This is a genomic window from Phaeobacter sp. SYSU ZJ3003 (genome assembly GCF_041300735.1).
Taxonomy (GTDB): Bacteria; Pseudomonadota; Alphaproteobacteria; order Rhodobacterales; family Rhodobacteraceae; genus Phycobacter; species Phycobacter gallaeciensis_A.
This window is the reverse complement of sequence record NZ_PXNU01000017.1, coordinates 35,690-58,400: the sequence shown is the minus strand read 5'-3', so window position 1 is coordinate 58,400 and position 22,711 is coordinate 35,690. Positions and strand designations below refer to the sequence as shown.

General features: G+C 63.5%; 23 protein-coding genes. 9 read left to right on the top strand and 14 right to left on the bottom strand.

Annotated elements, in window-relative coordinates:
- Position 1 precedes the first annotated feature (1 nt).
- The 5 genes from C6W91_RS07965 to C6W91_RS07945 form a co-directional block, all read right to left on the bottom strand.
- Positions 2-922 (bottom strand): branched-chain amino acid ABC transporter permease, encoded by a 921-nt coding sequence (locus C6W91_RS07965; protein ID WP_065272621.1) that lies wholly within the window; start codon positions 920-922, stop codon positions 2-4.
- Positions 923-979: 57 nt separating this feature from the next.
- Positions 980-2,116 carry an ABC transporter substrate-binding protein gene (locus tag C6W91_RS07960; protein WP_370570691.1) on the bottom strand — a complete coding sequence of 379 codons (1,137 nt, stop codon included), beginning with the start codon at positions 2,114-2,116 and terminating at the stop codon, positions 980-982.
- Positions 2,117-2,823: 707 nt separating this feature from the next.
- On the bottom strand, positions 2,824-3,564 hold the full coding sequence (locus tag C6W91_RS07955) for an aspartate/glutamate racemase family protein (protein ID WP_274831356.1): 741 nt from the start codon (positions 3,562-3,564) through the stop codon (positions 2,824-2,826).
- Positions 3,565-3,567: 3 nt separating this feature from the next.
- Positions 3,568-4,731: a M24 family metallopeptidase gene (locus tag C6W91_RS07950; RefSeq protein WP_370570690.1), complete on the bottom strand. Its 1,164-nt coding sequence runs from the start codon at positions 4,729-4,731 to the stop codon at positions 3,568-3,570.
- Positions 4,724-5,782: a pyridoxal-phosphate dependent enzyme gene (locus C6W91_RS07945; protein ID WP_370570713.1), complete on the bottom strand. Its 1,059-nt coding sequence runs from the start codon at positions 5,780-5,782 to the stop codon at positions 4,724-4,726. Before C6W91_RS07945 ends, C6W91_RS07950 begins: the two co-directional genes overlap by 8 nt.
- A 236-nt stretch (positions 5,783-6,018) precedes the next feature.
- Between C6W91_RS07945 and C6W91_RS07940 the strand changes: the two genes are divergently transcribed.
- Complete coding sequence (locus C6W91_RS07940) at positions 6,019-6,504, top strand: Lrp/AsnC family transcriptional regulator (RefSeq protein ID WP_274827682.1); 486 nt, start codon at positions 6,019-6,021, stop codon at positions 6,502-6,504.
- Here the strand turns inward: C6W91_RS07940 and C6W91_RS07935 are convergent.
- Genes C6W91_RS07935 through C6W91_RS07920 form a run of 4 tightly spaced genes read right to left on the bottom strand, consistent with a single transcriptional unit; the run spans position 6,501 to position 10,433 of the window.
- Entirely contained in the window at positions 6,501-7,274 is a 774-nt protein-coding gene (locus C6W91_RS07935) for an SDR family oxidoreductase (protein WP_274831359.1), read from the bottom strand. The genes C6W91_RS07940 and C6W91_RS07935 overlap by 4 nt on opposite strands.
- A complete protein-coding gene (locus C6W91_RS07930; protein ID WP_370570689.1) occupies positions 7,271-8,221 on the bottom strand; it encodes an SDR family oxidoreductase in 951 nt (316 codons plus the stop codon). The genes C6W91_RS07935 and C6W91_RS07930 overlap by 4 nt, the downstream gene beginning before the upstream one ends.
- Positions 8,218-9,120, bottom strand: coding sequence for a bile acid:sodium symporter family protein (locus tag C6W91_RS07925; RefSeq protein ID WP_065272613.1), 903 nt, complete (start codon positions 9,118-9,120; stop codon positions 8,218-8,220). The genes C6W91_RS07930 and C6W91_RS07925 overlap by 4 nt, the downstream gene beginning before the upstream one ends.
- The gene (locus C6W91_RS07920) at positions 9,117-10,433 is read right to left on the bottom strand and encodes a flavin-containing monooxygenase (RefSeq protein ID WP_370570688.1); all 1,317 of its coding nucleotides are present in this window, start codon (positions 10,431-10,433) and stop codon (positions 9,117-9,119) included. The genes C6W91_RS07925 and C6W91_RS07920 overlap by 4 nt, the downstream gene beginning before the upstream one ends.
- A gap of 79 nt (positions 10,434-10,512) precedes the next feature.
- Here C6W91_RS07920 and C6W91_RS07915 point away from each other — a divergent pair, with 79 nt between their 5' ends.
- Positions 10,513-11,166, top strand: coding sequence for a TetR/AcrR family transcriptional regulator (locus C6W91_RS07915; protein ID WP_274831362.1), 654 nt, complete (start codon positions 10,513-10,515; stop codon positions 11,164-11,166).
- Positions 11,167-11,181: 15 nt separating this feature from the next.
- Here C6W91_RS07915 and C6W91_RS07910 read toward each other — a convergent pair whose 3' ends face one another.
- Positions 11,182-12,186: a LacI family DNA-binding transcriptional regulator gene (locus tag C6W91_RS07910; protein ID WP_065272610.1), complete on the bottom strand. Its 1,005-nt coding sequence runs from the start codon at positions 12,184-12,186 to the stop codon at positions 11,182-11,184.
- 187 nt (positions 12,187-12,373) lie between these two features.
- Here C6W91_RS07910 and gap point away from each other — a divergent pair, with 187 nt between their 5' ends.
- Positions 12,374-13,402, top strand: coding sequence for a type I glyceraldehyde-3-phosphate dehydrogenase (gene gap / locus C6W91_RS07905; protein WP_274866985.1), 1,029 nt, complete (start codon positions 12,374-12,376; stop codon positions 13,400-13,402).
- A 106-nt stretch (positions 13,403-13,508) separates the two neighbouring features.
- Here the strand turns inward: gap and C6W91_RS07900 are convergent, their stop codons facing one another.
- The 4 genes from C6W91_RS07900 to C6W91_RS07885 all read right to left on the bottom strand — a co-directional run bounded on the left by C6W91_RS07900 (position 13,509) and on the right by C6W91_RS07885 (position 17,056).
- Positions 13,509-15,230 carry a SulP family inorganic anion transporter gene (locus tag C6W91_RS07900; protein ID WP_370570687.1) on the bottom strand — a complete coding sequence of 574 codons (1,722 nt, stop codon included), beginning with the start codon at positions 15,228-15,230 and terminating at the stop codon, positions 13,509-13,511.
- Between the two features lie 75 nt (positions 15,231-15,305).
- Positions 15,306-15,566 carry a helix-turn-helix domain-containing protein gene (locus tag C6W91_RS07895; RefSeq protein ID WP_274831365.1) on the bottom strand — a complete coding sequence of 87 codons (261 nt, stop codon included), beginning with the start codon at positions 15,564-15,566 and terminating at the stop codon, positions 15,306-15,308.
- Between the two features lie 192 nt (positions 15,567-15,758).
- Positions 15,759-16,409, bottom strand: a complete 651-nt coding sequence (locus C6W91_RS07890; RefSeq protein ID WP_274831366.1) for a ChrR family anti-sigma-E factor — start codon at positions 16,407-16,409, stop codon at positions 15,759-15,761.
- Complete coding sequence (locus C6W91_RS07885; protein ID WP_370570712.1) at positions 16,406-17,056, bottom strand: sigma-70 family RNA polymerase sigma factor; 651 nt, start codon at positions 17,054-17,056, stop codon at positions 16,406-16,408. The genes C6W91_RS07890 and C6W91_RS07885 overlap by 4 nt, the downstream gene beginning before the upstream one ends.
- A 152-nt stretch (positions 17,057-17,208) precedes the next feature.
- Between C6W91_RS07885 and C6W91_RS07880 the strand changes: the two genes are divergently transcribed.
- From C6W91_RS07880 to C6W91_RS07855, 6 genes are read left to right on the top strand one after another with little or no spacing between them, the layout of a single operon-like run.
- Complete coding sequence (locus C6W91_RS07880) at positions 17,209-18,504, top strand: NAD(P)/FAD-dependent oxidoreductase (protein ID WP_065273716.1); 1,296 nt, start codon at positions 17,209-17,211, stop codon at positions 18,502-18,504.
- On the top strand, positions 18,501-19,268 hold the full coding sequence (locus tag C6W91_RS07875; protein ID WP_065272604.1) for a DUF1365 domain-containing protein: 768 nt from the start codon (positions 18,501-18,503) through the stop codon (positions 19,266-19,268). The genes C6W91_RS07880 and C6W91_RS07875 overlap by 4 nt, the downstream gene beginning before the upstream one ends.
- Positions 19,268-20,425, top strand: a complete 1,158-nt coding sequence (locus tag C6W91_RS07870; RefSeq protein WP_065272603.1) for a cyclopropane-fatty-acyl-phospholipid synthase family protein — start codon at positions 19,268-19,270, stop codon at positions 20,423-20,425. Before C6W91_RS07875 ends, C6W91_RS07870 begins: the two co-directional genes overlap by 1 nt.
- A complete protein-coding gene (locus C6W91_RS07865) occupies positions 20,418-20,945 on the top strand; it encodes a chalcone isomerase family protein (protein WP_065272602.1) in 528 nt (175 codons plus the stop codon). The genes C6W91_RS07870 and C6W91_RS07865 overlap by 8 nt, the downstream gene beginning before the upstream one ends.
- Positions 20,945-22,165 carry an MFS transporter gene (locus C6W91_RS07860; protein WP_370570686.1) on the top strand — a complete coding sequence of 407 codons (1,221 nt, stop codon included), beginning with the start codon at positions 20,945-20,947 and terminating at the stop codon, positions 22,163-22,165. The genes C6W91_RS07865 and C6W91_RS07860 overlap by 1 nt, the downstream gene beginning before the upstream one ends.
- Positions 22,162-22,710 (top strand): DUF3833 domain-containing protein, encoded by a 549-nt coding sequence (locus tag C6W91_RS07855; RefSeq protein ID WP_274866978.1) that lies wholly within the window; start codon positions 22,162-22,164, stop codon positions 22,708-22,710. The genes C6W91_RS07860 and C6W91_RS07855 overlap by 4 nt, the downstream gene beginning before the upstream one ends.
- Position 22,711 lies beyond the last annotated feature (1 nt).

Here is a 22,711-nt window from a genome sequence, read left to right as displayed (position 1 = left end):
CTCATGCGCTCCCCCCATAAAGCCCCGAGGGGCGCACCAGCAGAACCGCCGCCATCAGGATGTAGATCAGCATCGATGCCAGCGAGGCCCCGACCGAGGCAGCACTGGCCGGTTCCAGGAACAGACCGAAAAATTGCGGCAGGAAGACCTTGCCCAGCGTATCCGTTAGCCCCACCAGCAGCGCGCCGACAAGCGCGCCCTTGATCGAGCCGATGCCACCGATGACGATCACCACAAAGGCCAGGATCAGAACCGGCTCTCCCATGCCGACCTGAACCGATTGGATGGCTCCGACCAGCGCGCCCGCAAGGCCCGCCAGCGCGGCGCCAAGGGCAAAGACCAGCGTATACAGCCGGGAAATATCCACCCCCAGCGCTGCGATCATCTCGCGGTCGGCTTCACCGGCGCGGATCTGGATCCCGATACGGGTGCGGGCGATCAGCCAGAACAGCAGCGCCGCCACCACCAGCCCGATACCTATGATAGCAAGGCGGTAGGCCGGGTATTCGATACCACCCGGCAGGCTGAGCGGCCCGGCCAATGCGGCAGGCACATCCAGAAACAGCGGGAAGGAGCCAAAGATCCAGCGGGTGCCTTCGGAGAAAATCAGGATCAGCGCAAAGGTCGCCAGGACCTGATCAAGGTGATCGCGATCATAAAGCCGCCGGATCACCGCGATCTCGACCACGGCCCCGGCCGCAGCAGCCGCAGCCAAACTGGCAATCAGCGCCAGCAGGAAGGAACCGGTCAGCCCGGCCACCGCCGCCGCCGCAAAGGCCCCGACCATGTAAAGCGCACCATGGGCGAGGTTGATCAGGCCCATGACGCCAAAGACCAGCGTCAGGCCCGCAGCCATGAGAAACAGCATGACCCCGAACTGCAATCCGTTCAGGATCTGCTCAAGAATGAGAACAATGGACATGGGAGATTTCCGTTCTGACGGGGGCGCCGCATTGGCGCCCCCGCAGGGAGGATCAGATTACATCTTGCACTCTGCCGCATAGGCGTCGGAGTGATCCGTAAGGCTGGTGCCGATGATCTTATTGGTGAAGATATCACCTTCCTTGATGACCTCACGCACGTAGATGTCCTGAATCGGGTGCTGGTTCGGGCCAAAGCTGAACTTGCCGCGCACCGATGCGAAATCAGCTTCTTTCAGGGCAGCGCGGAAGGCGTCCTTGTCCGACACTTCTGCCTTGTCCAGCGCGCTCAGGATCAGGTTGGCGGTGTCATAGCCCTGCGCCGCATAAAGCGACGGCAGGCGGCCGTATTTTTCCTGGAAGCCCGAAACGAATTCGGCGTTGGCCGCGTTGTCCAGATCCTTGTTCCATTGCGAGGTGTTCTTTACCCCCAGCGCCGCATCGCCCACGGCCTGCAGGATACCCTGGTCAAAGGAGAAGGCCGGGCCCATCACGGGCAGATCGATACCGCTGGCGGCGTATTGCTTGAGGAAGGAGATCCCCATTCCGCCGGGCAGGAAGAAGAACACCGAGTCGGCGCCGCTGGCACGGACCTGCGCCAGTTCGGCGGCATAATCGGTCTGGCCCAGCTTGGTGTAGATCTCACCCGCCAGTTCACCCTTGTAGAAGCGCTTGAACCCGTTGAGGGAATCTTTCCCGGCCGGATAGTTCGGCGCCATGATGAAGGTCTTCTTGAAATCGGCGCTGGTGGCATAGGCACCGGCCGCTTCGTGCAGGTTGTCGTTCTGGTAGGAGACCGAGAAATAGTTCGGGTTGCAGCCCTTGCCCGCCAGCTGTGCCGGCGCGGCATTGGTCGACAGGTAGAAAAGCCCCTGCCCGGTCGCCGAGGGCACCACGGCCATGGCCAGGTTCGACCAGACGATACCGGTCAGGATATCCACCTTTTCGGACTGGATCATCTGATCGGCGATCTGCACCGCGGTTGCAGGTTTGCGCTGATCGTCCTCGATCACCACTTCGACGTCATCGCGCCCGGCGTTTTCCATCGCCAGCATGAACCCGTCGCGGGTATCCACGCCAAGGCTGGCGCCGCCGCCGGACAGGGTGGTGATCATGCCGATCTTGGTCTCGGCCTGCGCCGCGACGGCCAGAGCGGACACCGCTGTCGCCAGCGCCAGTGTTTTGATTGCTTTCATTTCCTATAGTCTCCCTATTGCAGTTATCGACCGGATCCGCGTTGGCCGCGGTTATTCCTGTGCCCCCACTATTTCCGCTTCGCGCGGGTGGCGCCAGTCCTTGATCGCCTTTTCCCTCTGACGGGGACACCTTCTGCCGTTTGCCGTGCAGTGGTGGATTTCACATCCTGACGTTTCATCCGCCGCCCGGGGCAAGGCTGCCGCATCCGGCAGGCCCTCCGTCTGGTGGCTGACCTCAAAACTCTAGGCGGCTTCTCTGTTTTGTTTCAAGATTAAAATATTAAACCCTAAAACATAATTTGAGACCGGGACGGCGCAGGGGCCGCATCGCCCAAGGGTTTCGCGACATTCAGGCGCGCCAGAAGAGACGCAACCAACACTCAATCAATTGATATAATTCAAATATTGCAAAACCATGCTTTCGTGCCCATCCACCCGGGCGACGCCATGACCAGACCGCCCGGACCGCTCATTTCGCGGTCAAATACCATCTGCATCAGGCCCATTCCGCGGATCACTCGGGGCATATTTACCGTCCCAAACACAACCTCCGGGCCTTGTACAACCCGTTCCCGGCCAAATCGTCCGGGAAGGAACACAGCCCAAGCGATCGATGCCATCCTCAGACGAATCGCATCAGGGAGTACGATTTTTTGATGTTATCCGACACGATCCCGCTGCGATCCACAGTCGACCCTGATCCCTGCTCAGTGCCGAAGCAGGCGACCGGGGCCGCGGCACAGCTCGGGCTCCCCCGCCAGCTGCGCCATATGCCAGGCAAGCACCTGATTGCTGCTCAGCACCGGCCTGCCCAGCCGCGCCTCAAGATCGTCGATGATATCCAGCGTGCGCAGGTTGGTGCAGGACAGGAACACCGCATCGGCGTCCCCGGCCACGGAAAGGGCCGCCGCGTGGATCGAGGCCGGATCGATCCGCGCCACCCGCGCCTCCACTTCTTCCCCGAACGACACGGTGCCGCTGACATCATATCCCCGCGCCGCAAAAGCCTGTCGGACCGGGGCGCTGACGCTTTCCACATAAGGCGACACCAAGGCTAGCGACCGGACGTCCAACGCCGCAAGCGCTGCCAGAGCTGCAGTCAGAGGATCGGTGACATGGGTCGAGGCAGCGCCCTGCCGTACCAGATCCGCGACCCGGTCCGCGCCGATCAAGGTCGTCCCGGAGGTACAGCCATAGCCGATCACGTCGAATTCCGCCGCCGGGGGCAACAGCGCGGCAGCCGCTGGCAGCGTCTCTTTCATGGTCGCAATGGTGTCCGGGGTCAGCTCATCGCCGCTGGGAATACGGCTGACATGATGGGCGACCTCGCCTCCCGGCAGCAGGCGGCGCATGTCCTGCTCCAGCGTCTCATCCACCTGCAGTACGATATGGCCAAAGGTTGCGCGGCTGCCGATCGGGCCAGTCAGCTCATAGGGGAAAGTCTGCATGATCTACTCCAGAACCGGCAGCTCTGCCGGGGCACGGGTGGACAAAAGCTCCGGACCGCTGTCGCGCAGGACGATGTTTTCCTCGTGCACCAGAATGCGGCCCGGGGCGATCTCGGCGCCCGGTTCCAGAGTCAGCACCATCCCGGCGCGCAGCACCGTCTGATCCTTGGGCGTAAACGAGGGCCATTCGGTCAGCGTCACCCCCAGTCCATGGCCAAGCCGCCCGCCGCCGGGCGTGGCGCCATGGCCACGCAGCCCCTCGCAGAGAATCCGGTGCGCATCCGCGGCGGTCATGCCGGGGCGCAGCTTCTCCAGCGCCAGATCCGTGGCCGCATAAAGCGACGCATGCGCCTGCGCGGTCTCAGGCGCGACCGGACCGATAGCGTAATTGCGGTCGAAGTCGCAGAAATAGCCATCGCGCACCGCGCCGGTGTCCAGCATCAGCACATCGCCTACCGCCAACGGCTGCGGAGTCGCCGGAGAGATCACATCGCCGTAGCCGCCCGGCCCGGCGCCGCCCGCCGTGTAGCTGACCCAATCGGCGCCCTCTTCCAGGAGAACCCGCTGGAAATCGCGAAACACAGCATCAAGCGGCCTGCCGGAGCCTGCGAACTCCGGCACCCGGGCAAATGTACGATCCGCCACCGCGCAGGCGGCGCGGATCTTGGCCACCTCGGGATCTGACTTTATCTCGCGCACCCGCTGCACCACATCCGTGGCATCCACCATGCGGCGCGGCGCCAGGCGTGCGGTCAGCGCCATGTAATCGCCAAGCGCCATGCGCAATTGCGTCTCCAGTCCCATCGGTGTGCCGATTGCCCCTGTTTCCGGCACCAGATCGCCAAGGGTCGCCGCCAGCAGGCTGACGCCATCATCCTTCGGATCCGGCGCATCCCAGCAGCGAATGTCGGAAATCCAGCTTTGCCGCATCAGATCCGCGCCAATCGCGGGGATCACCGCAACCGGGTCACCTTTGGCCGGGACCACCACGAACCAGGGGCGCGCCGGGCTTTCCCAGAACCGCGTCAGGAACCCAGTGACATAGAAGATATCCGCCGCCGTAGTCAGCAGAAGCGCCTCCATGCCCGCTGCCGCAATGCCCGCCTGCAGGGCATCACGCCGCCGCAGGAACTCACCCCGGTCAAAGCCGCGGGCGGGATCAGCCATCTTCCGGCCCTTCGCTAAGGATCGCCAGCACCCGCGCATCGGGTCCCAGATCCTTCACACGCCCCGCCAGAAGCGCTGCCAGACCGGCGCCGCCCGATGGCGTCGTTGCATAGCCATATTCGGCAAGGGTCCGGACCCCTGCGGCAGCTTCTTCCTCGGATATGGTGGCAAAGACATCGGCATCGCGCGCCAGCCCGTTCAGCGCCACCATCGACGGGGTCTTGCAATCGAGCCGCCCCATGGAGGACACCGGCCCCTGCGTGTCCTGCAATTCGCCGCTGCGAATACTCTCGATCAGCGCGGGCGCCGCGTCCGGTTCGACCACGATGATCTGTGGCGCATTCCCCCAGACCTGCCGCGCATAGGCGGCCACCGCAGCCGCCAGCCCGCCGACACCTGCCTGCAGGAAGATATGCGTCGGCACCCCGTCGATCTGGGCGACAGACTCGGCGGCCAGTTGCAAATAGCCTTCCATCACCGCGATGGCCGGGGCGCTGTAGCCGGGCCATGAACTGTCGGAGAGCAGCGTCCAGCCGTTCTCGTCGGCATCCGCCGCAGCAGCGGCCATGCTGGCCTCGTAATCACCGCCCGCGCGTACCACCCGGGCGCCCTTGTCGCGCAGCCGCTGGGCGAAGGCCTCGGGCACCGCCCGCGACAGGTAGATGACCGCCTCGGCCCCGAAAAGCCGCGCCCCAGCCGCAACGGACAGCCCGTGATTGCCGGCGCTTGCCGTGGCATAGGTTTTTCCGTGCAGGGCCGTTTCCCAGACCTGAGAGGCGCCGATCTTGTCCTTCAATGCATCGGCCGCTGCGCTGGCAATGCAGTAGGCCGCGCCCAGCGCCTTGAAACTGCCCAGCCCCATGCGGGCGCGCTCGTCCTTGATCCAGATCCTGGCCATCCCGGCCTTTTTCGCCAGTTCATCCGCCTCGATCAGCGGTGTGATCGCATGACGCGGACATAGTGTCAGCAGCTTGGCCACCGCATCGGCGGCAACGCTGGGATAAAGCTGAGGCTCAGTTCCCGCGACCGGCAACGCGCCGCCCCGCCACATGTTATCGAGTGTCTTGCTCAACGCCCCATCCATGGATCGACCTCCTCTTCTTTTTGTTGTTCGATTTTTGCCCAACCTAATCTGCACCGCCATCGGTTTCTCGGAAATTTCGCCGCCCTGCAGGCCGATTTTCTGATGACTTTTCACATTTGATGCAGAATACCGGACAATGGCAGCACTCCAGCTGTGCAAGTCACGGAAAAACGGACAAACTTGCAGCCCCAAGGAGGCGTGACATGGACAGATTCGACCAGCTCATCCTTGCCGCGATCCAGGACAACAACCGGCTGACAGCCGAGGCCCTGTCGCATATCGCCGGGCTTTCCCCCGATGCCTGCCGCAAGCGGCTGACCCGGCTGCGCGCGCAGGGCTATGTCGATGCCGATATCGCGATGCTCAATCCTGAAAAACTGGGCCGTGGGCTGATGCTGATCGTCGAGGTCACCCTGCACAGCGAGCGCGCCGAGGATATCGATCGCTTCCGTCGCCGCATGGTCGAGGCGCCCGAGGTCATGCAGTGCTATTATGTGACCGGCAATGCCGATTTCATCGTCATCCTGACCGCCCGCGACATGCCCGATTTCGAAGCCTTCACCCGGCGGCATTTCTTTGACGAAGAAAATATCACCCGGTTCCGCACCTCCGTCGTGATGAACCGGGTGAAAACAGGCTTCTCGCTGCCGATCCTGCCGGACGCGGACACAGAGGGCGACGGCGCCTAGCCCTCTTGGCCGCCGATCTGCCGCTCCATCAGCCGCTGGTAAAGGCGCGGCGCCAGGCTGTTCACCCACCAGGCCAGCCGCGCCACCCGTCCCACCGGGATCATCGGCTGCCGTCGGCCAAGCCCGCGCAGGATCTCCTCGGCAGCAGCCTCGGGCGTCATGTAATCCATCCCGTCTGTGGCTGAGCCGGGCCGCGCGATGCCGTCGATCTGACGCTGGTCGTTGCCGATATTGGTGGCCACGAAAGACGGCGCCGCGATCAGCACATCGACACCATAGGGCCGCTCTTCCGAGCGCAGGGATTTGAAGAACCCCTCCAGCGCGTGTTTGGACGCCGCATAAGAGGTACGATGATAAAGCGGCGCAAACCCCGCCACAGAAGACACCGCGATATGCGTCCCCGATGCCCGCCGGACCGCCGCCAGAAAATGGCCCGCCATGGCGACGGCGGCAAAATAGTTGATGTCGAACACCCGCCGGTGACTGGCCTCGTCGATGGTATCAAAGCCCCCGATCTGGGTGATACCGGCGTTGTAGATGACCAAATCAATCACCGGATACTGCTGCTCGATTTGCTCGGCCTTGCTGCGCAACTGGGTCGCATCGGTCAGATCGCAGCGGATCGGGATCTGGGTCTCGCTACTGTCCAGCCCCGAGATATCCAGATCCAGCAGGATCACCCGCCAGCCCCGCGCCTGCAGCGCCGTGGACAAGGCCCGGCCAAGCCCACCGGCGCCGCCGGAAATGACTGCTGTTTTCTTCTTCGTCATAGGCCTGCCTGCTGCCTCCACAGATCGAACACCTCGGCGCTGGTCAGCTCGGGCGTATAGCCGAAGTCCCGTTTCAGGGCGCTGTTGTCCAGTACCGGCCGGTATTGCAGGAACCGCACCTGTTCCGGCCCGTATTGGCTGAGACCAAGGGGTTTCGCGAGCGCCAGCGCCGCCTTCAGCGCCCAGGCCGGCAGGCGCAGCACCGGTTTACCCAGCGCCTGCGCCAGATCGGTGACGCCCATGGCCCCATCCCCGGCGACGTTGAAGACTCCCTCTGGCCCATCGGTTGCCGCGCGGGCCAGAATGCGGGCCAGATCGCGGGTCCAGATAAAGACAAAGGGGCTTTCGCTGCCCGTCACCGCCAGCAGACGCGGACGGCGGAACAGGGCGGTGATCTGGTTTTCCGTGCCCGCCCCCAGCACCGTGCCGACGCGCAGGATCACCTGCTGCAGCTGCGGCGCCGAACGGCGGTATTCGGCCAGCATTTCCTCGACCTGACGCTTGTGGTCGGAATAGGCGAACTCCGGATTGCCGCGCAGGCTGTCGTTCTCGCGCAGCGGCTGCGGGTTGTCCGCGTGATAGCCATAGGCCGCACCAGAGGAGGTCACGACGATACGTTCCACCCCATGCGCCACGGCGGCCTCCAGCACCTTGCGCGTGCCCGCGACATCAACGGCATAAGCGAAATCGCGGCTGCTGCCCTTGGGCGGGGTCACGATAGAGGCCAGATGCACAATCACGTCGGGCTTATATTCGCCGATGACCCGGGCGGGATCATCGGTTGTGACATCCATGCGGCAGAACTCTCCGCCCTTGGGCAGATCCGCAGGCGGCGCCAGATCCGAGGCGATCACCCGGCAGGCGGGCAGCTCCCACAGCAGGGCACGGCCCACCATGCCAGCAGCGCCGGTGATCAGAACGGTTTTGGTCTTTGCATCCTCGGTCATCGCGCTGCCTCCGTCCGGGACATCAGAGCGGCCAGTGCCAACCCCGATATGGCATGCCAGATCCCCCAGAAGGCTGCCGCGACGGCCATGCCGCCCAAGCCCCCGAAGAAGGCAAAGATCAGCACCAGACCCAGGCCCGAGTTCTGGATGCCGGTCTCTATCGTCACCGCGCGCCGGTCATAAGGCGACAGCCGCGCCAGCGTCGCGGTGATCCAGCCCCCGCCAAGCGCCACAGTATTGTGCAGGATCACCAGCCCGGCGACGGCGCCTGCGAATTGCAGGAAGAAGCCCCAGTTGGCCGCCAGCGCCAGCACGATAAAAGCAACGAAGATCCCCATCGACAGCCATTGCAGGGGCCGCCGGATGCGTGCCGTCAGATCGGGCGCCCGCATATTGAGCTGCACCCCCAACACAAGGGGCAGGATCAGCATCAGACCGACGGTGATGGCGATCTGCACCGGGTCGATCTCTGTCTGCTGCAGGATCGCCCGCGTTGGAGGGTAAAGCCCACCCCAGAGTCCGATATTGACCGGTGTCAGCAGGATCGCCCCCACGGTGGCAAACCCCGTCATCGACACAGACAGGGCGGAATTGCCGCCCGCGCGATGGGTGATGAAGTTGGAGATATTACCGCCCGGGCAGGCCGCCACCAGAATGAGCCCGAGCGCAATCGAGGGACGCGGCGCGGTCAGCCAGACCAGCGCAAAGGTCAGCACCGGCAGCACGATGAACTGCGACAGCAGCCCAACGATCAGCGGTTTGGGGGCCCGTCGCAACTGGTGAAAATCAGAAGGTTTCAGATCGATGGCGATGGAGAACATCACAACCGCGAGGATCCCGTTCAGAAGCGTCAGTGAGGCGGGGCTGAAATTCAGCGTGATCTCGTCAATCCCGCTCATGCGCCCGCCCCGGAGAGCCGCTTGATCCAGCCCGTGACCGCCTTGCGATAGGTCGCCTTGTCCACGTAGTAGGCCATCCGCGCCAGTTTCAGATAGGCCATGCCGCCGGTTGCGCGTTCAAACCCCGCGGCCTTTTCCGCCTTCAGGGCTTTGGCCCCGGCATTGCCGGTCTCAAGCCCCTTGATATAGCGCGCGACCATCTCGGCCTGCTCGTGCCGTCCCTGCCAGCCAAGGCCGCTGGCCTCAACCATGCCGAGGACGAACAGATCGTCGCGACCAGGGTGCATCGCGTTGAGATACAGGTGCGGCGCATCGCCCTGCCAGTTCAGCAACTCCTTATCGATAAAGGGATAGTGCAGCTTGTAGCCCGTCGCAGCGAGGATCATGTCATAGTCGCTGCTGCTGCCATCGGTGAAATGCACCACCTTGCCGTCTATCCGGTCAATATCGGGGCGGATCTTCAGATCGCCATGGCCCGCATGGTAGAGTACCAGCGAATTCACCACAGGATGGCTTTCGTAAAGCTGGTAATCGGGTTTCGGAAACCCGTACTTCTGCGGATCACCCACAAACCATTTCAGGATCAGACCATCGATGCGCCGCTTCAGCCACATCGGCAGCTGGATCAGCCCGCCCATGGTGTCCGCCGGTTTGCCAAAGACGTATTTGGGTACGAAGTAGTAGCCGCGCCGCATCGACAGATCGCAGCTGTTGCCATGGTGGATCGCATCCACCGCGATGTCGCAGCCCGAATTGCCCGCGCCCACCACCAGCACGCGCTTGCCGCCGAACTGCTCGGCCTTGCGGTATTGGCTGGAATGGATCAGCTCGCCCGTGAAGTCGCCTGGGAATGTCGGCATGTTCGGCTCGGACAGGATGCCATTGGCGATTAGCACACCGGCAAATTCGGCGCTGTACTCGCCCTCCGGATCGCGCCAGGTGACGCGCCAACCCTCGCCCGGACCGCCCAATGGTTCGGTCTTCAGGACCTCGGCGTTGAAGTGATACCGCTCCCGCAGGCCGAAATGCTCTGCAAAGTCGTGAAAATAGTTTTTCAGCTCCCGATGCGAGGGGTATTCGGCCACCGCGTCCTTCATCGGAAAATCCGCAAATTCCGTCATCCGCTTGGATGAAATCAAATGGGCGCTTTCGTACATCGTGGAGTTCGGCCCCTCGATGTCCCACAAACCGCCCACGTCCGAATGCATTTCAAACCCCTGAAAGGGAATGCCTTGTTCGACCAATACCTTGGCCATGGCCAGCCCCATCGGCCCGGCGCCGATGAGGGCATAGCGCCCGCGCGTTTCCGTCATAATTCCTCCCTGTCCTCCGAGATTAGATTGAACAATCGTTCAAAATAAGGCAAGATATTTTCATCAACGGGAGTTTTTCGTGGAAAAACAACGCAAACGCGCCCCTTCGGCGCGGTCACTGCAGACCAAGGCGCGGATCCTGGACGCCGCCGAAGCGCTTTTTGCCGAGCGCGGATTCGAAGGCGCCTCGCTGCGCGATATCGCAGCGCTGGCCGGGGTACAGGTCGGGCTGGTGCACCATCACGGTGGCGGCAAGGAAGAGCTGTTTCATCAGACCGTCACCCGCCGTGCCGATGAACTGGCCGACGTGCGTATGGCGGGGCTGGAGCGCCTCAGGGCCGAGGATGCCCTGTCGCTGCGCGGCCTGTTGGATGTCTTCATGCGGGCCTATGTGACGCTGGCACGCACCGGCGGCCCCCATTGGCAGCACTATGGCCGCCTGGTCGCGCATGTGTCCGCTGATCCCCGTTGGCGGCCACTTGCTGCGCAATGTTTCGACCCCACGGCCAACCGGTTTATCGAGGAGATTCTGGCGCTTTATCCGCAGGCTGAACGTCAGGCCGCCGCCACCGGTCAGGTTTATTCCGTGGCTGCGATGCTCGCCTTTCTCAACACCGGCTGGCGGATCGAGGCGCTGAGCCCTGGCGCCGCCGAAGCGCAGGTCGACCAGCTGATCGCCTTTTGCACCGCAGGAATGGAGGCGATCCTGACAGCGGACCCCATCCAACCGTAAGACGGATAGGCAGAGCTAGAGCGACCGCCCCAGGCTGATGGTCGGGCTCAGTTGCACGCAAACGGGCGGCGTTGGCTGATCCGCCTCCCGCGTCTCAAGCACGATGCGCGCAGCGCGTTCGCCGATCTCGCGGCGGCAGGCATCAGTGGTGGCCAGTTCCTGCGGAAGTCCTTGCAGGATTTGCAGGTTGTTGAACCCCGCCAGCGCCACGTCGCCGGGCACCGAAAGCCCCTCGGCCTGGCAATGCATCAGACCGCCGACGCTCATCACGTCGCTGGAGTAATAGATACACTCCAGTTCCGGCGTGCGCTCCAGCATCTGCGCGGTCAGCTGACGCCCGGTCTGGATCGAGCTTTCTCCGGCATAATGTTCCCGGTCCATCAGCGTGACACCCTGCTCTGCCAATCCTTCGACAAAGCCGTCAAAACGTTTACGGGCGCGGAAATCCTGCGGCATCTTGGTGCCGATAAAGCCGATCTGCCGATAACCCTGCGACAGGATCTGCGCCGCCATGTCGCGTCCCGCCTGCAGATGGGAAATGCCGACGCAGTGGCGCACCGGGGTGCCATCCACATCCATCACCTCCACCACCGGGCAATCCGCCTGCTCGAGCATGCGTCGGGTGGCCTCAGTGTGCTCCAGCCCCGCCACGATCAGCCCCGAGGGACGCCAGCTCAGCATTTCGCGAATCACGGCCTCTTCTTCATCGAGTTCATAGCCCGATACGCCAACCACCGGTTTCAGCTGCGTTTCCTTCAGCACGTGGGAAATCCCCGACAGCACCTCGGGAAAGACAAAACTGTTCAGAGACGGCACCACCACCGCAACCAGATTGACCGATTGCGAGGACAGCGATCCGGCGATGCGATTGGGCACATAGCCATGGGCACGGGCGATTTCCTCGACCCGCGCGCGGGTTGCCTTGGACACATCCGTGGTCCCGCGCAACGCGCGAGAGGCGGTCATTTCACTGACCCCGGCCAGACGGGCGACGTCCTTGAGCAGCAGCTTCTTTGTCATGCGCGCATGGTCCAGCACTTCGCGCCCAGCCGCAAGAGGCAGCGGGCCGGGATTGGCCGATGATTTCAGGCAGGGTTGATTTACTTGATCGTTATCGATAACGAATACACAAATGTTAGCGCCACCGCTATCGTTACCGCAACCAAGGGGCGATTCTGAACACGCCCACTGCACGGAGACAGATGCCATGACCCTCAAGATCGCAATCAACGGATTTGGCCGCATCGGCCGTGGCGTTCTGCGCGCCCTGCTGGAACGCGGCGACACCGACATCGACGTGGTGGCGATCAACGATCTGGCCCCCGCCGAAACCCTGCTGCATCTGCTGAAATACGATTCCGTGCATGGTCGCCTGCGCGCACCTGTCTCTCTCGCGGACGGGACCCTGCGGGTGGGTCGCCACACCATCCGGCTCAGCGCCGAGCGCAACCCGGCAGATCTGCCTTGGGAAGGCGTCGACATCGCCTATGAATGCACCGGCCTGTTCACCAGCCGCGATGCGGCGGCGGCGCATTTGGGCAATGGTTCGAAACGCGTCCTGATCTCCGCCCCCGGCAAGGAGGTCGACCGCACCGTGGTCTATGGCGTCAACCACATGGATCTGACCGCGGACGATCTGGTGGTCTCCAACGCCTCCTGCACCACCAACTGCCTGGCGCCGGTGGCGCAGGTGCTGGATCAGGCTTTTGGCATCAAGACCGGCTACATGACCACCATTCACGCCTATACCGGCGACCAGCCGACCCACGACAGCCCGCACAAGGACCCCTACCGCGCCCGCGCCGCGGCCCTGTCGATGATCCCGACCTCCACCGGCGCCGCCCGCGCCATCGCCGAGGTGCTGCCGCATCTGAAAGGACGGCTGGAAGGCTCCGCCATCCGGGTGCCGACGCCGAACGTCTCGGTTGTCGATCTCAGCTTTGTGCCCGAGCGCGCTGCCACGGTCGAAGAGGTCAATGACGCCCTGCGCGCAGCCTCGGAGAACGGGCTGGCGGGCATTCTGGCCTATGAAGAAGATCCGATGGTCTCGGTCGATTTCAACCACGACCCGCATTCGTCCTGCTTTGCCGCCGCGCAGACCGCTGTCACCAGCGAAGGGCTGGTGCGGGTGGTCAGCTGGTATGACAACGAATGGGGCTTTTCCAACCGCATGCTGGACACCGGCCGCCACATGGGCCGCCTGATGAAGCCAGAAGAGATGGCGCTCGCCAGCTGAGCGAATGAGAGCAAGCAATCACTGGCCCACCCGGCAGATCATGGCGGGTGGGATTGCACGGGGGCCGCGCGCAGCGGCCCCTTTTTCGTGCCGTATAGACCGCAGATCACCCGGCCTTGCGGACCTCATCGTCCCTGCCAGTGATCCTGGCCAGCGCCGCCTCTACCGTTGCAGCATCATGGACCAGCGGGTGGCGCAGCCCATGGGTGGCAAAGACGCGCCGGATATCCAGCCCCGCCCCGGTCAGCCACAGGGCAACGCCCTGCTTTTGGGCCTTATGCGCCAGACCTTCGATCATATTGGCGCCGGTTGAATCCAGAAACGGCACCGCCGAGAAATCAACGATCAGCGCCTTGTGGCTATCCTGAATGCGGTCCAGCACCGACCCGATCGAGGCGGTGGCACCAAAGAACAGTGCCCCGGTGATGCGGTAGACCACGACATCCGGGTTCGCCGCCTGCTCTTCGTGGTATTCGCCGCGCCCATCCGCGCTATCGGCCTCGTCCCGCCCGACCAATGGCGTATGCCGCGACACCGCCGTTGCCCGGCTCATCCGCTGGATGAACAGCACCGACCCCAGGGCAAGACCGACAACGATGGCCTCGGTCAGATCGCGGAAAATGGTCAGGAAGAAGGTCGCGCCCAGAACCGTCGCCTCACCCCAGCCCGAGCGCAGCAGGATGGCGATCGCAGGCCGCTCGATCATGTTCCACGCCACCACGGCCAACACCCCGGCCAGCCCCGCCAGCGGAATGTAGGAGGCCAGCGGCGCCGCGATCAGCATGAACAGCAGCAGGAAGACCGCGTGCAACATCCCCGCGATGGGACCATGTGCCCCGGCGCGCACGTTGGTCGCAGTGCGGGCAATGGTGCCCGTCACGCAGAAGCCGCCGAACAGGGAGGAAGCTATATTTGCCGCCCCTTGCGCCACCAACTCGCAATTAGAGCGGTGACGGCGCCCGGTCATGCCATCGGCCACCACTGCCGACAGCAGCGATTCAATGGCCCCCAGCAGGGTAAAGGACACCGCAGAGGGCAGCACCGCCAGAATGTGATCCAGCGACAGATCCGGCAGGCGCGGCGCAGGCAACGAGGCGGGAATGCCGCCGAATTTGGTGCCGATGGTCTGCACCGGCAGTGCCAGAAATGCCGTGGCCGTCGCCGCCAGCGCCACTGCGATCAGCATGCCGGGCCAATGCGGGCGCCAGCGTTTGAGGCCAAGGATCACCGCAACGGTTACAATCGACAGGCCCAGCGCCGCCGGGGTGATGCTTTCCCTCACCTCCCAAAGCGCCGGGAATTTTTCCAGCAGCTCTCCCGGTTCATGAGGCAAGGTCAGCCCGAACAGCTCTTTGATCTGGCTGGCAAAGATGATCACCGCGATCCCCGCCGTGAAGCCCACGGTGACCGGAAAGGGAATGAACTTGATAAAGGTGCCCAGCCGCAGGAACCCCACCGCCAGCAGCATCAGCCCCGACAGGAAGGTCGCCAGCACCAACCCTTCGATCCCGTGCTGCGCCACCGTTGCGGCGACCAGAACGATAAAGGCACCCGCCGGGCCGCCGATCTGGAACCGCGATCCGCCCAGCAGCGAGACCAGAAATCCGCCGACAATCGCCGTATAAAGCCCCTGCGCCGGGGTCGCCCCCGAGGCGATGGCGATGGCCATCGACAGGGGCAGCGCCACGATGGCGACCGTCAGCCCGGCAATGGCATCTCCGCGCAGCCGCGCCAGACCGTAGCCTTCGCGCAGCACGGTAATCAGTTTCGGTGTATACAGCTCTGCAAAGCTTGGCGCTTCATGCGCACTGCTGGTCTGGTCTTTCATCTGGGCCGCACCTTTGGTTGGTGTGCGGCGGGATCGTCGGCATAACGTCGGCGGTCGCCGTCGCGGATTTGGATCTTAAGGGGTCTGGGGTGGAGATTTCAGGCGCACACCGCGCCCGCCAGCCGTGCTGGGCACGCCTTCGGCGATCAGCTCGATACCCGCCTGTTCCAGCGCAGTGACCACCTTGGTCAGGCTGTCGACCACGCCCCGGACGTTGCCCGCGCTGGCCTCCATGCGCTGGATCGTCGGCACCGAAAGCCCGGCGCGTTCCGCGAGGGTTTTCTGATCAATACCAAGAAGGGCACGCGCCGCGCGCATCTGGGGGCCGGTAATCATGAAGCATACCTGAAATTGCACTATGGGAATTCTTAATAAGTATACTGATATATGAAATATCAATGTCAAAGTCCAGAGGCGTACCTTCACAACCATATGCGTCGCCCGGATTGGTACACGCAAAAAGGGCCACGCGATGCGCGGCCCTTGCCTCAATCCGCCCAACCGGGCGGAGATATCTGATCTGCCCGTCTAGATCCGGAACACCGGTTGCAGCAGGCGCGGGATGAAGGAACGGAACCGCAGCGCCGCGTCAGTAGCGGCCAGGCAGATACAGGCCGCGCCCTCTTCGGCCACCGGAGTATGCTCCAGATCGCTGTCGGCAATCTCTACATCGCCGACGCCAAAACGTCCGGTTTCATCGTGGAACGCGCCCTGCAGCACCAGCGTCAGCTCCAGCCCGTTGTGACCATGGTCCGGCACCGCCTGCCCCGAGGGGATATATAGCAATCGCACGCTGCCGCCCTTGCCATGAGACAAGATCGACTGGCGCACGCCCATGCCGAGCGGTTTCCACTTCGGGGGCAGCCCGCCCAGCGCCTCCATCACCGGTCCGGGAAACACACCAGAGCGGTGATAGGCCGGGGGCGCGGGCTCAACAGGGTCATCGAGCGCATCCAGAAGCCGCGCCTTCAGATCCGCCGACACGGCCATTCCGGCCTCGGTGCCGCAGGCATTTTCAAGCATGGCGCCGCCAACCGCCTCATGCGCACCCAGACGGGCGCGGCACTCGTCGCACATAGAGATATGCGCCGCCAGCACCAGCGAGAAAGCCTGTTCCAGGCTCCCCGAGGCATAGGCGATCAGCAGCTCATCAGGGATATGATGGGTGATGCTGCTCATGAGGTTTCAGTTCCCTTCAATTCGTGCCGCAACCGTTCCAGTCCAAGCCGGATGCGGGATTTTATCGTGCCAAGCGGCAGACCCGTTTCAGCGCGGATGTCCGAATGGCTCAGCTCCCCGAGGTAAGCCTTTTCCACCATCTCGCGTTGTGCGGGCTTCAGCCGCTTCAAGGCCTCCCTCAGGCGCGACGTCTCTTGCTCCAGGGCAACGATCTGCGCCGCGTCTTCCTGCACCTCTTCGGGTTGCTTCAGCTCTTCGGGTACGGGGCGACGTTCCTTTCGGATCACATCGATCTGACGATTTCGCGCGATTTGGTAAATCCAGGACGACACCTGCGCCCGCTGCGGGTCGAACAGGTGTGCCTTGCGCCAGACCGTCAGCATCACGTCCTGCACGATATCCTCGGCCTGACTCTGTGAAATGCCCGAGCGGCAGATCACCCCTTTGAGCCGCGGCGCAAAGTGGTCGAACAGCAAGCCAAAGGCGGCCCGGTCCCGCTGGTCCCGCACCGCAAGCATCCAGAGGGTCTGCTCAGAAAAGCTGTTGGTATCCACTTGTTTCCTTTCCCGCGCATCGGCGGTCACCTCACCTACCGTAACCGGTAGCTCGGGCGCATCAAGAGCGGGATCTGCATCAAGTTCCAACATGCCAGTGTTACGTGGCGCCGCTGCGACTGGATCAAAAGCCACCAGAATTTTTTCTGCGCGAACGCATCGCTTCGATTTCATCCCAAGAAGGCGAAAACTTTTGATCCGGCCCGGGAATGGCGGCGTACTCCCTGAAAAGAAACGGAGAACACATGTCATTTGATGTCCCACCCCTACGTCGCCAGCGCATTGCTATTGTTGGCGGTGGCATTTCTGGTCTCGCCGCCGCCTATCGTCTGGCACCCGGCCATGACGTGACCCTGTTCGAAGCCGCGCCGCGCCTTGGCGGACACGCGCGCACCGTCCAGGCGGGGATGCATGGGACCCAGCCGGTCGATACCGGCTTTATCGTGTTCAACTTTGTCAATTATCCGCATCTGACCGCGATGTTCCGCGATCTGGATGTGCCCATCATCAAAAGCGATATGACATTTGGCGCCAGCATTGACGACGGCGCCGTCGAATACGGGCTGAAAAGCCTTACATCCCTGTTCGGCCAGCGCCGTAACGTGGCCCGCCCGGCCTTTCACGGCATGGTGCGCGACATCCTGCGCTTTAACGCCCGCGCGGTCGAAACCGCCCGCAGTGACGATGTCACCATCGGTCAGCTGATGGACGAGCTTCGCCTTGGCGACTGGTTCCAGCGCTATTACCTGATGCCGATCTGCGGCGCGATCTGGTCCACCCCGATGGAGGAGATCCGTGGCTTTCCGGCCCGGTCGCTGGTGCAGTTCTTCCGCAATCACGCCTTGCTCAGCGCCACGGGGCAGCACCAGTGGTGGACGGTAAAGGGTGGCAGCATCGAATACGTCCGCAGGCTGGAGGCGCATCTGAAGGCCAATGGCTGCACCCTGCGCCCCGGCACGCCGGTGCAGGCGGTGGATCGCACCGAGGCAGGCGTCACCATCCGCTTGCCTTATGGCGAAACGCAGGAGTTCGATCAGGTCATCATGGCCTGCCATTCCGACGATGCGCTGCGGCTGCTGTCCTCTCCCACCGCGCAGGAAGAGATGATCCTCGGCAATATGCGGTATCAGGATAACGAGGTGATCCTGCACCGCGACGCCGGGCAAATGCCGAAACGGCGCGCCTGCTGGTCCTCCTGGGTCTACAAGGCGGCGGCGCAGGACAGCCGCCCGGCGATCGGCGTGACCTACTGGATGAACCGGCTACAGAACATTCCAGAGAGTGATCCGCTGTTCATCTCGCTGAACCCAGTCAGGCCGGTGCGTGACGAGACGATCTATGACACCAACACCTTCCGCCATCCGGTGTTCGATCAGGCCGCCATCCGCGCCCAGAAACAGATCCACGACATCCAGGGCGACAACAACACCTGGTTCGCGGGCGCATATCTGCGCCACGGGTTCCACGAGGACGGATTTGCCAGCGCGGTGCGAGTCGCCCGCGGCATCGACGCCCGCAGCCTGGCGCAGGTGCTGGCATGAGCGACAGCCCCGCTCCCCTCTGGCCCGACCATATCGCGGGCCACACCAGCCACGCGCGCCGCGGCGGCATCCGCAATGCCTTCCGCTATGGTGTCGATTACGTGCTGATCGACCCGCTGTCAGAGGCGCGGCCAGGGCTGTTCTCGCGCAATGGTTTCAACCTGTCTTCGGTCAATGACCGCAACCATGGCGGCGCGCCGGGCGCCGGGCGCGGCCTGCCTTGGGCGCAAGAGGTCTTTGCCGGGGCCGGTCTGGAGCTGGACGGCCTTCAGATTCTGCTGCTGACGCAACCGGGATTCCTGTGGTACACTTTCAACCCAGTCAGCTTCTGGCTGGCGATGGAGGGTGACACGCTGCGGGCGGTGATTGCCGAGGTCTCCAACACCTTTGGCGACCGTCACAGCTACCTGTGCCATCTTGACGGGTTTGCGCCGATTACGGCCGGTGACGAAATCACCGCCAGCAAGATCTTTCACGTCTCGCCCTTCCAGCAGATCGCGGGGGACTACCGGTTCCACTACGATATCCGCCCGGACCGGATCGCCATCCGCATTGCGCTGGAACATGGCGCTGAAGGCGTGATTGCCACCCTGACCGGGCGGCGGCGACAGCTCAGCAACGGCTCGATCCTTCGGGCGGCCCTACGGCGGCCCTTTGGCGCGTTCCGCACCATCGCCCTGATCCATTGGCAGGCCCTGAAACTGAAACTCAAAGGGGCGCCATACAGATCCCGCCCCCTCCCCCCAAAGCAGGAGGTCAGCTGATGCTTTTCATTACCAACCGTGTAAAACGCGATTTTCTCGACAGCTGCGCCCAGATCCGCAAGGGCAGCCTGCGCCTGACCACCCCGGAAGGCGAAGTGCATGATTTCGGCAGCGGCGCCCCGGCGGCAGACATGGTGCTGTTCGACTGGGCCGCCGTCACCGCCATGGCCGCGCGCGGTGATATCGGGCTGGGCGAAACCTACATCGAAGGCATGTGGGAGACCTCCAGCATCGAAACCCTGATCCAGGTGGCGATCCTGAACCTCGATTATTTTGGCGATTTTGCCTACCCGAGCTTCTGGAGCGGGCTGAAGTTCCGCGCCGTCGACAAGATCCTGCGCGCCAATTCGATCCGTGGTTCGGCCCGCAACATCAAGGCGCATTACGACGTCGGGAACGAGTTCTACCAACTTTGGCTCGATAGCGGCATGACCTATTCCTCGGCGCTGTTTGCCCCCGGCGACAATGATCTGGAGCGCGCCCAGAACCGCAAATACGACCGGGTGCTGAACCGGCTGACACGGGGCGAGCGGGTGCTGGAAATCGGCTGCGGCTGGGGCGGTTTCGCCGAACGCGCCGCCGATGCCGGGCGCGATGTCACTGGGCTGACCATCTCGCCCAGTCAGCACGGCTATGCCGACGCGCGGCTGGACGGGCGCGCCTCGATCGAGCTGTGCGATTACCGCAAATCCACCGGCACCTACGACAATATCGTCTCGATCGAGATGATCGAGGCCGTGGGCGAGCGCTACTGGCCCAGCTATTTCCAGACCGTCAAGGCACGTCTGGCAGAGGGCGGCAAGGCAGTCATTCAGGCGATCACCGTGCAGGACAGCTATTTCGACATCTACCGCAACTCCTCGGATTATATCCGCCAGTACACTTTCCCCGGTGGCATGCTGCTGTCGGATGCGGTGATTGCCCATCAGGCGCGGCAGGCGGGTCTGCAGGTGACGAACTCCTTCGCCTTTGGGCAGGATTATGCCCGCACCTGCCGGACATGGGCCGAGCAGCTGGCGAAACGGGCGCCCCGGATCATGGAGCTGGGCTATGACGCGGCCTTCCTGCGCAACTGGCGCTATTATCTGGAGATCTGCGCCGGCTCCTTTGCCGTGGGCCAGACCGATGTAGTGCAGGTTGAGCTGACCCATGCCTGAGCACCGGTTCCCGCCTCTGGCCGCCGCGCTGTTGATCGCGGCGCTGCTGCTGCCCGGCGCGGCAGCGGCAAACCTGCGCGGCTTTGGCCTGTCGCAGCCGGTTGAGCTGGGCACCGTCATGGTCCGCTGGCTGGGTCTGCCGATCTACCGCGCCAGCCTGCACACAGAGGGGGAGTCCCGGTTTGGCTGGCGCCAGCCGCTGGCCTTGCAGATCGAATATTTCCGCAGCATCTCGCAGGACGATCTGACCAAATCCACCCGCGTCGAGATCCAGCGGATCGAAGGGCCGCGCGCGGATCAGGCCGCGATGATGCAAAAACTTGCCAGCTGTTTCCGCGATGTGGCGCGCGGTGATGTATTCACGGCTGTATCGACCCAGCCAGACAGTCTGGTTCTGCATCTCAACGGGCAGCAGACCTGCGCCATCCGTCACCCAGACCTGCGCAAACGCTTCCTTGGCATCTGGCTTTCGGACAACAGCCGCTCGGCGCGTCTGTCGGCGCGGCTGCGAGGCGATTGATGCACGCAGCCCGGATCAGTCTTTTTGCGCTCATGCTGGCGGCAGCGGGGTTGCCGCTCTATATCCACCTGCCGCGCTATGCCTCGGCAGAGCTGGGGATGAGCCTTGCCACCCTTGGCGCCATTCTGGCGGTGATCCGGGTGGTGGATTTCGTGCAGGACCCGGCGCTTGGTTGGCTGATTGACCGGTATGAGCATGCGCGCGGCGCCTTTGCCGCCCTCGCCTGCCTTGGCATGGCAGCGGGGTTCCTGATGCTCTACACCCTGATACCCGCCGCGGGAGGGCTGGTCTGGCTCATCGCCGCACTGGTGCTGCTGTTCAGCGCCTACAGCTTGGGGACCATCCTGTTTTATGGCCACAGCACCAGCCTGGCGGGATCGCCTGAGGCACTGATCCGGCTGGCAGGCTGGCGCGAAGGCGGCACGCTCGCCGGGATCATCCTCGCCGCGCTGGCGCCATCGCTGTTGCAGCAGGCCGGGGCCAATGGTGGCGGCTATGCCGCCTTTGGTATCCTGCTGGCCCTGATCTGCGTTGGCGTCTGGGCATTGACCCGCCCGCTGTGGCAGATTCCCAGCAGCCCCGAGGCGCCGGTCACTTGGGCCGCCCTGCGCCGCGCCGGGGGCTTGCGCCTTCTGGTGCTTGCCCTGGTCAACAGCCTGCCTGTGGCGATGACTTCGACCCTGTTTCTGTTCTTTGTCGATGAGAAACTTGCGCTGCCGGACCTCGCCGGACCGTTCCTGATCCTGTTCTTTCTGGCGGCGGGCCTATCGGTGCCAATCTGGACCCGGGCCAGCGCTGCCTATGGCGCCCGACAGGTACTGGTTCCGGCCATGGCCCTAGCCATCCTGTCGTTCAGCGGGGCAGCACTCCTGCCCGCAGGCGCGGCTTGGGCTTTTGCTGCGATCTGCATCGGATCGGGGGCCGCCCTTGGCGCGGATATGGTGATCCTGCCGGTGTTGTTCTCGGCGGCGCTGGCGCGGGCGGGGCTACGCGGCGGGCAGGCCTTTGGCCTTTGGACATTCGCCGCCAAACTGTCCCTAGCCGCCGCGGCAGTGATCCTGCTACCCGCGCTGCAACTGAGCGGATTTGAACCCGGCGGCCCCAATGATGCCAGCGCCCTGATGGCGCTGACGCTGGCCTATGCCGTTTTGCCCTGTCTTATCAAACTGCTGGCGATCGCCCTGGTGATGCGCCTGCCGCGAGAGGTCTCCTTGTCATGAAACTGGTTCTCCTGCTTCTTGTTGCCGTGCTTGTGCTCGCCCTCTGGCGGCCCGGATTTGGCTTTCGCGCCCAGCGGCTGGCGCATTACGCAGACACCGGCCCCGCCTTTGACATTCAGGAGCGCCTTTCCGGCACACTGATCTCCGAAGGCATGATCTACGGGCCGCGCGGACGCGTTGTGTCGCGCTTTGTTGCGCGGATGAACGGGGAATGGGACGGCGTCACCGGCACGCTGAGCGAGGATTTCGCCTATGCCAATGGCAGCACCCAGGCGCGCAAATGGTATCTGACCATGGGCGAGGACGGGCATTTCACCGCCACCGCCGACGATATCATCGGCGAGGGCAAGGGCCAGCAGATGGGCGCCACCGTGCGGCTCACCTATCGCATCCGTCTGCCCGAAGATGCCGGAGGCCACGTGCTGGACGTCACCGACTGGATGTACCTGATGGACAACGGCACCATTCTGAACCGCTCGGAAATGCGCAAGTTCGGCATCAAGGTCGCCGAGCTGATCGCCACCATGCGCCCGGCGGAAGGCTGAG

What these genes read in the sequence shown, in the direction of transcription:
- C6W91_RS07955 (WP_274831356.1), bottom strand. Translation starts at nt 3,564, where the DNA reads ATGCAGACTTTCCCCTATGAGCTGACTGGCCCGATCGGCAGCCGCGCA.
- C6W91_RS07935 (WP_274831359.1), bottom strand. Translation starts at nt 7,274, where the DNA reads ATGACGAAGAAGAAAACAGCAGTCATTTCCGGCGGCGCCGGTGGGCTT.
- C6W91_RS07860 (WP_370570686.1), top strand. Translation starts at nt 20,945, where the DNA reads ATGCACGCAGCCCGGATCAGTCTTTTTGCGCTCATGCTGGCGGCAGCG.
- C6W91_RS07855 (WP_274866978.1), top strand. Translation starts at nt 22,162, where the DNA reads ATGAAACTGGTTCTCCTGCTTCTTGTTGCCGTGCTTGTGCTCGCCCTC.
- C6W91_RS07870 (WP_065272603.1), top strand. Translation starts at nt 19,268, where the DNA reads ATGCTTTTCATTACCAACCGTGTAAAACGCGATTTTCTCGACAGCTGC.
- C6W91_RS07910 (WP_065272610.1), bottom strand. Translation starts at nt 12,186, where the DNA reads ATGACAAAGAAGCTGCTGCTCAAGGACGTCGCCCGTCTGGCCGGGGTC.
- C6W91_RS07940 (WP_274827682.1), top strand. Translation starts at nt 6,019, where the DNA reads ATGGACAGATTCGACCAGCTCATCCTTGCCGCGATCCAGGACAACAAC.
- C6W91_RS07925 (WP_065272613.1), bottom strand. Translation starts at nt 9,120, where the DNA reads ATGAGCGGGATTGACGAGATCACGCTGAATTTCAGCCCCGCCTCACTG.
- C6W91_RS07920 (WP_370570688.1), bottom strand. Translation starts at nt 10,433, where the DNA reads ATGACGGAAACGCGCGGGCGCTATGCCCTCATCGGCGCCGGGCCGATG.
- C6W91_RS07885 (WP_370570712.1), bottom strand. Translation starts at nt 17,056, where the DNA reads ATGTTGGAACTTGATGCAGATCCCGCTCTTGATGCGCCCGAGCTACCG.
- C6W91_RS07900 (WP_370570687.1), bottom strand. Translation starts at nt 15,230, where the DNA reads ATGAAAGACCAGACCAGCAGTGCGCATGAAGCGCCAAGCTTTGCAGAG.
- C6W91_RS07880 (WP_065273716.1), top strand. Translation starts at nt 17,209, where the DNA reads ATGTCATTTGATGTCCCACCCCTACGTCGCCAGCGCATTGCTATTGTT.
- C6W91_RS07890 (WP_274831366.1), bottom strand. Translation starts at nt 16,409, where the DNA reads ATGAGCAGCATCACCCATCATATCCCTGATGAGCTGCTGATCGCCTAT.
- C6W91_RS07945 (WP_370570713.1), bottom strand. Translation starts at nt 5,782, where the DNA reads ATGTGGCGGGGCGGCGCGTTGCCGGTCGCGGGAACTGAGCCTCAGCTT.
- C6W91_RS07875 (WP_065272604.1), top strand. Translation starts at nt 18,501, where the DNA reads ATGAGCGACAGCCCCGCTCCCCTCTGGCCCGACCATATCGCGGGCCAC.
- C6W91_RS07950 (WP_370570690.1), bottom strand. Translation starts at nt 4,731, where the DNA reads ATGGCTGATCCCGCCCGCGGCTTTGACCGGGGTGAGTTCCTGCGGCGG.
- C6W91_RS07865 (WP_065272602.1), top strand. Translation starts at nt 20,418, where the DNA reads ATGCCTGAGCACCGGTTCCCGCCTCTGGCCGCCGCGCTGTTGATCGCG.
- gap (WP_274866985.1), top strand. Translation starts at nt 12,374, where the DNA reads ATGACCCTCAAGATCGCAATCAACGGATTTGGCCGCATCGGCCGTGGC.
- C6W91_RS07930 (WP_370570689.1), bottom strand. Translation starts at nt 8,221, where the DNA reads ATGACCGAGGATGCAAAGACCAAAACCGTTCTGATCACCGGCGCTGCT.
- C6W91_RS07895 (WP_274831365.1), bottom strand. Translation starts at nt 15,566, where the DNA reads ATGATTACCGGCCCCCAGATGCGCGCGGCGCGTGCCCTTCTTGGTATT.
- C6W91_RS07960 (WP_370570691.1), bottom strand. Translation starts at nt 2,116, where the DNA reads ATGAAAGCAATCAAAACACTGGCGCTGGCGACAGCGGTGTCCGCTCTG.
- C6W91_RS07965 (WP_065272621.1), bottom strand. Translation starts at nt 922, where the DNA reads ATGTCCATTGTTCTCATTCTTGAGCAGATCCTGAACGGATTGCAGTTC.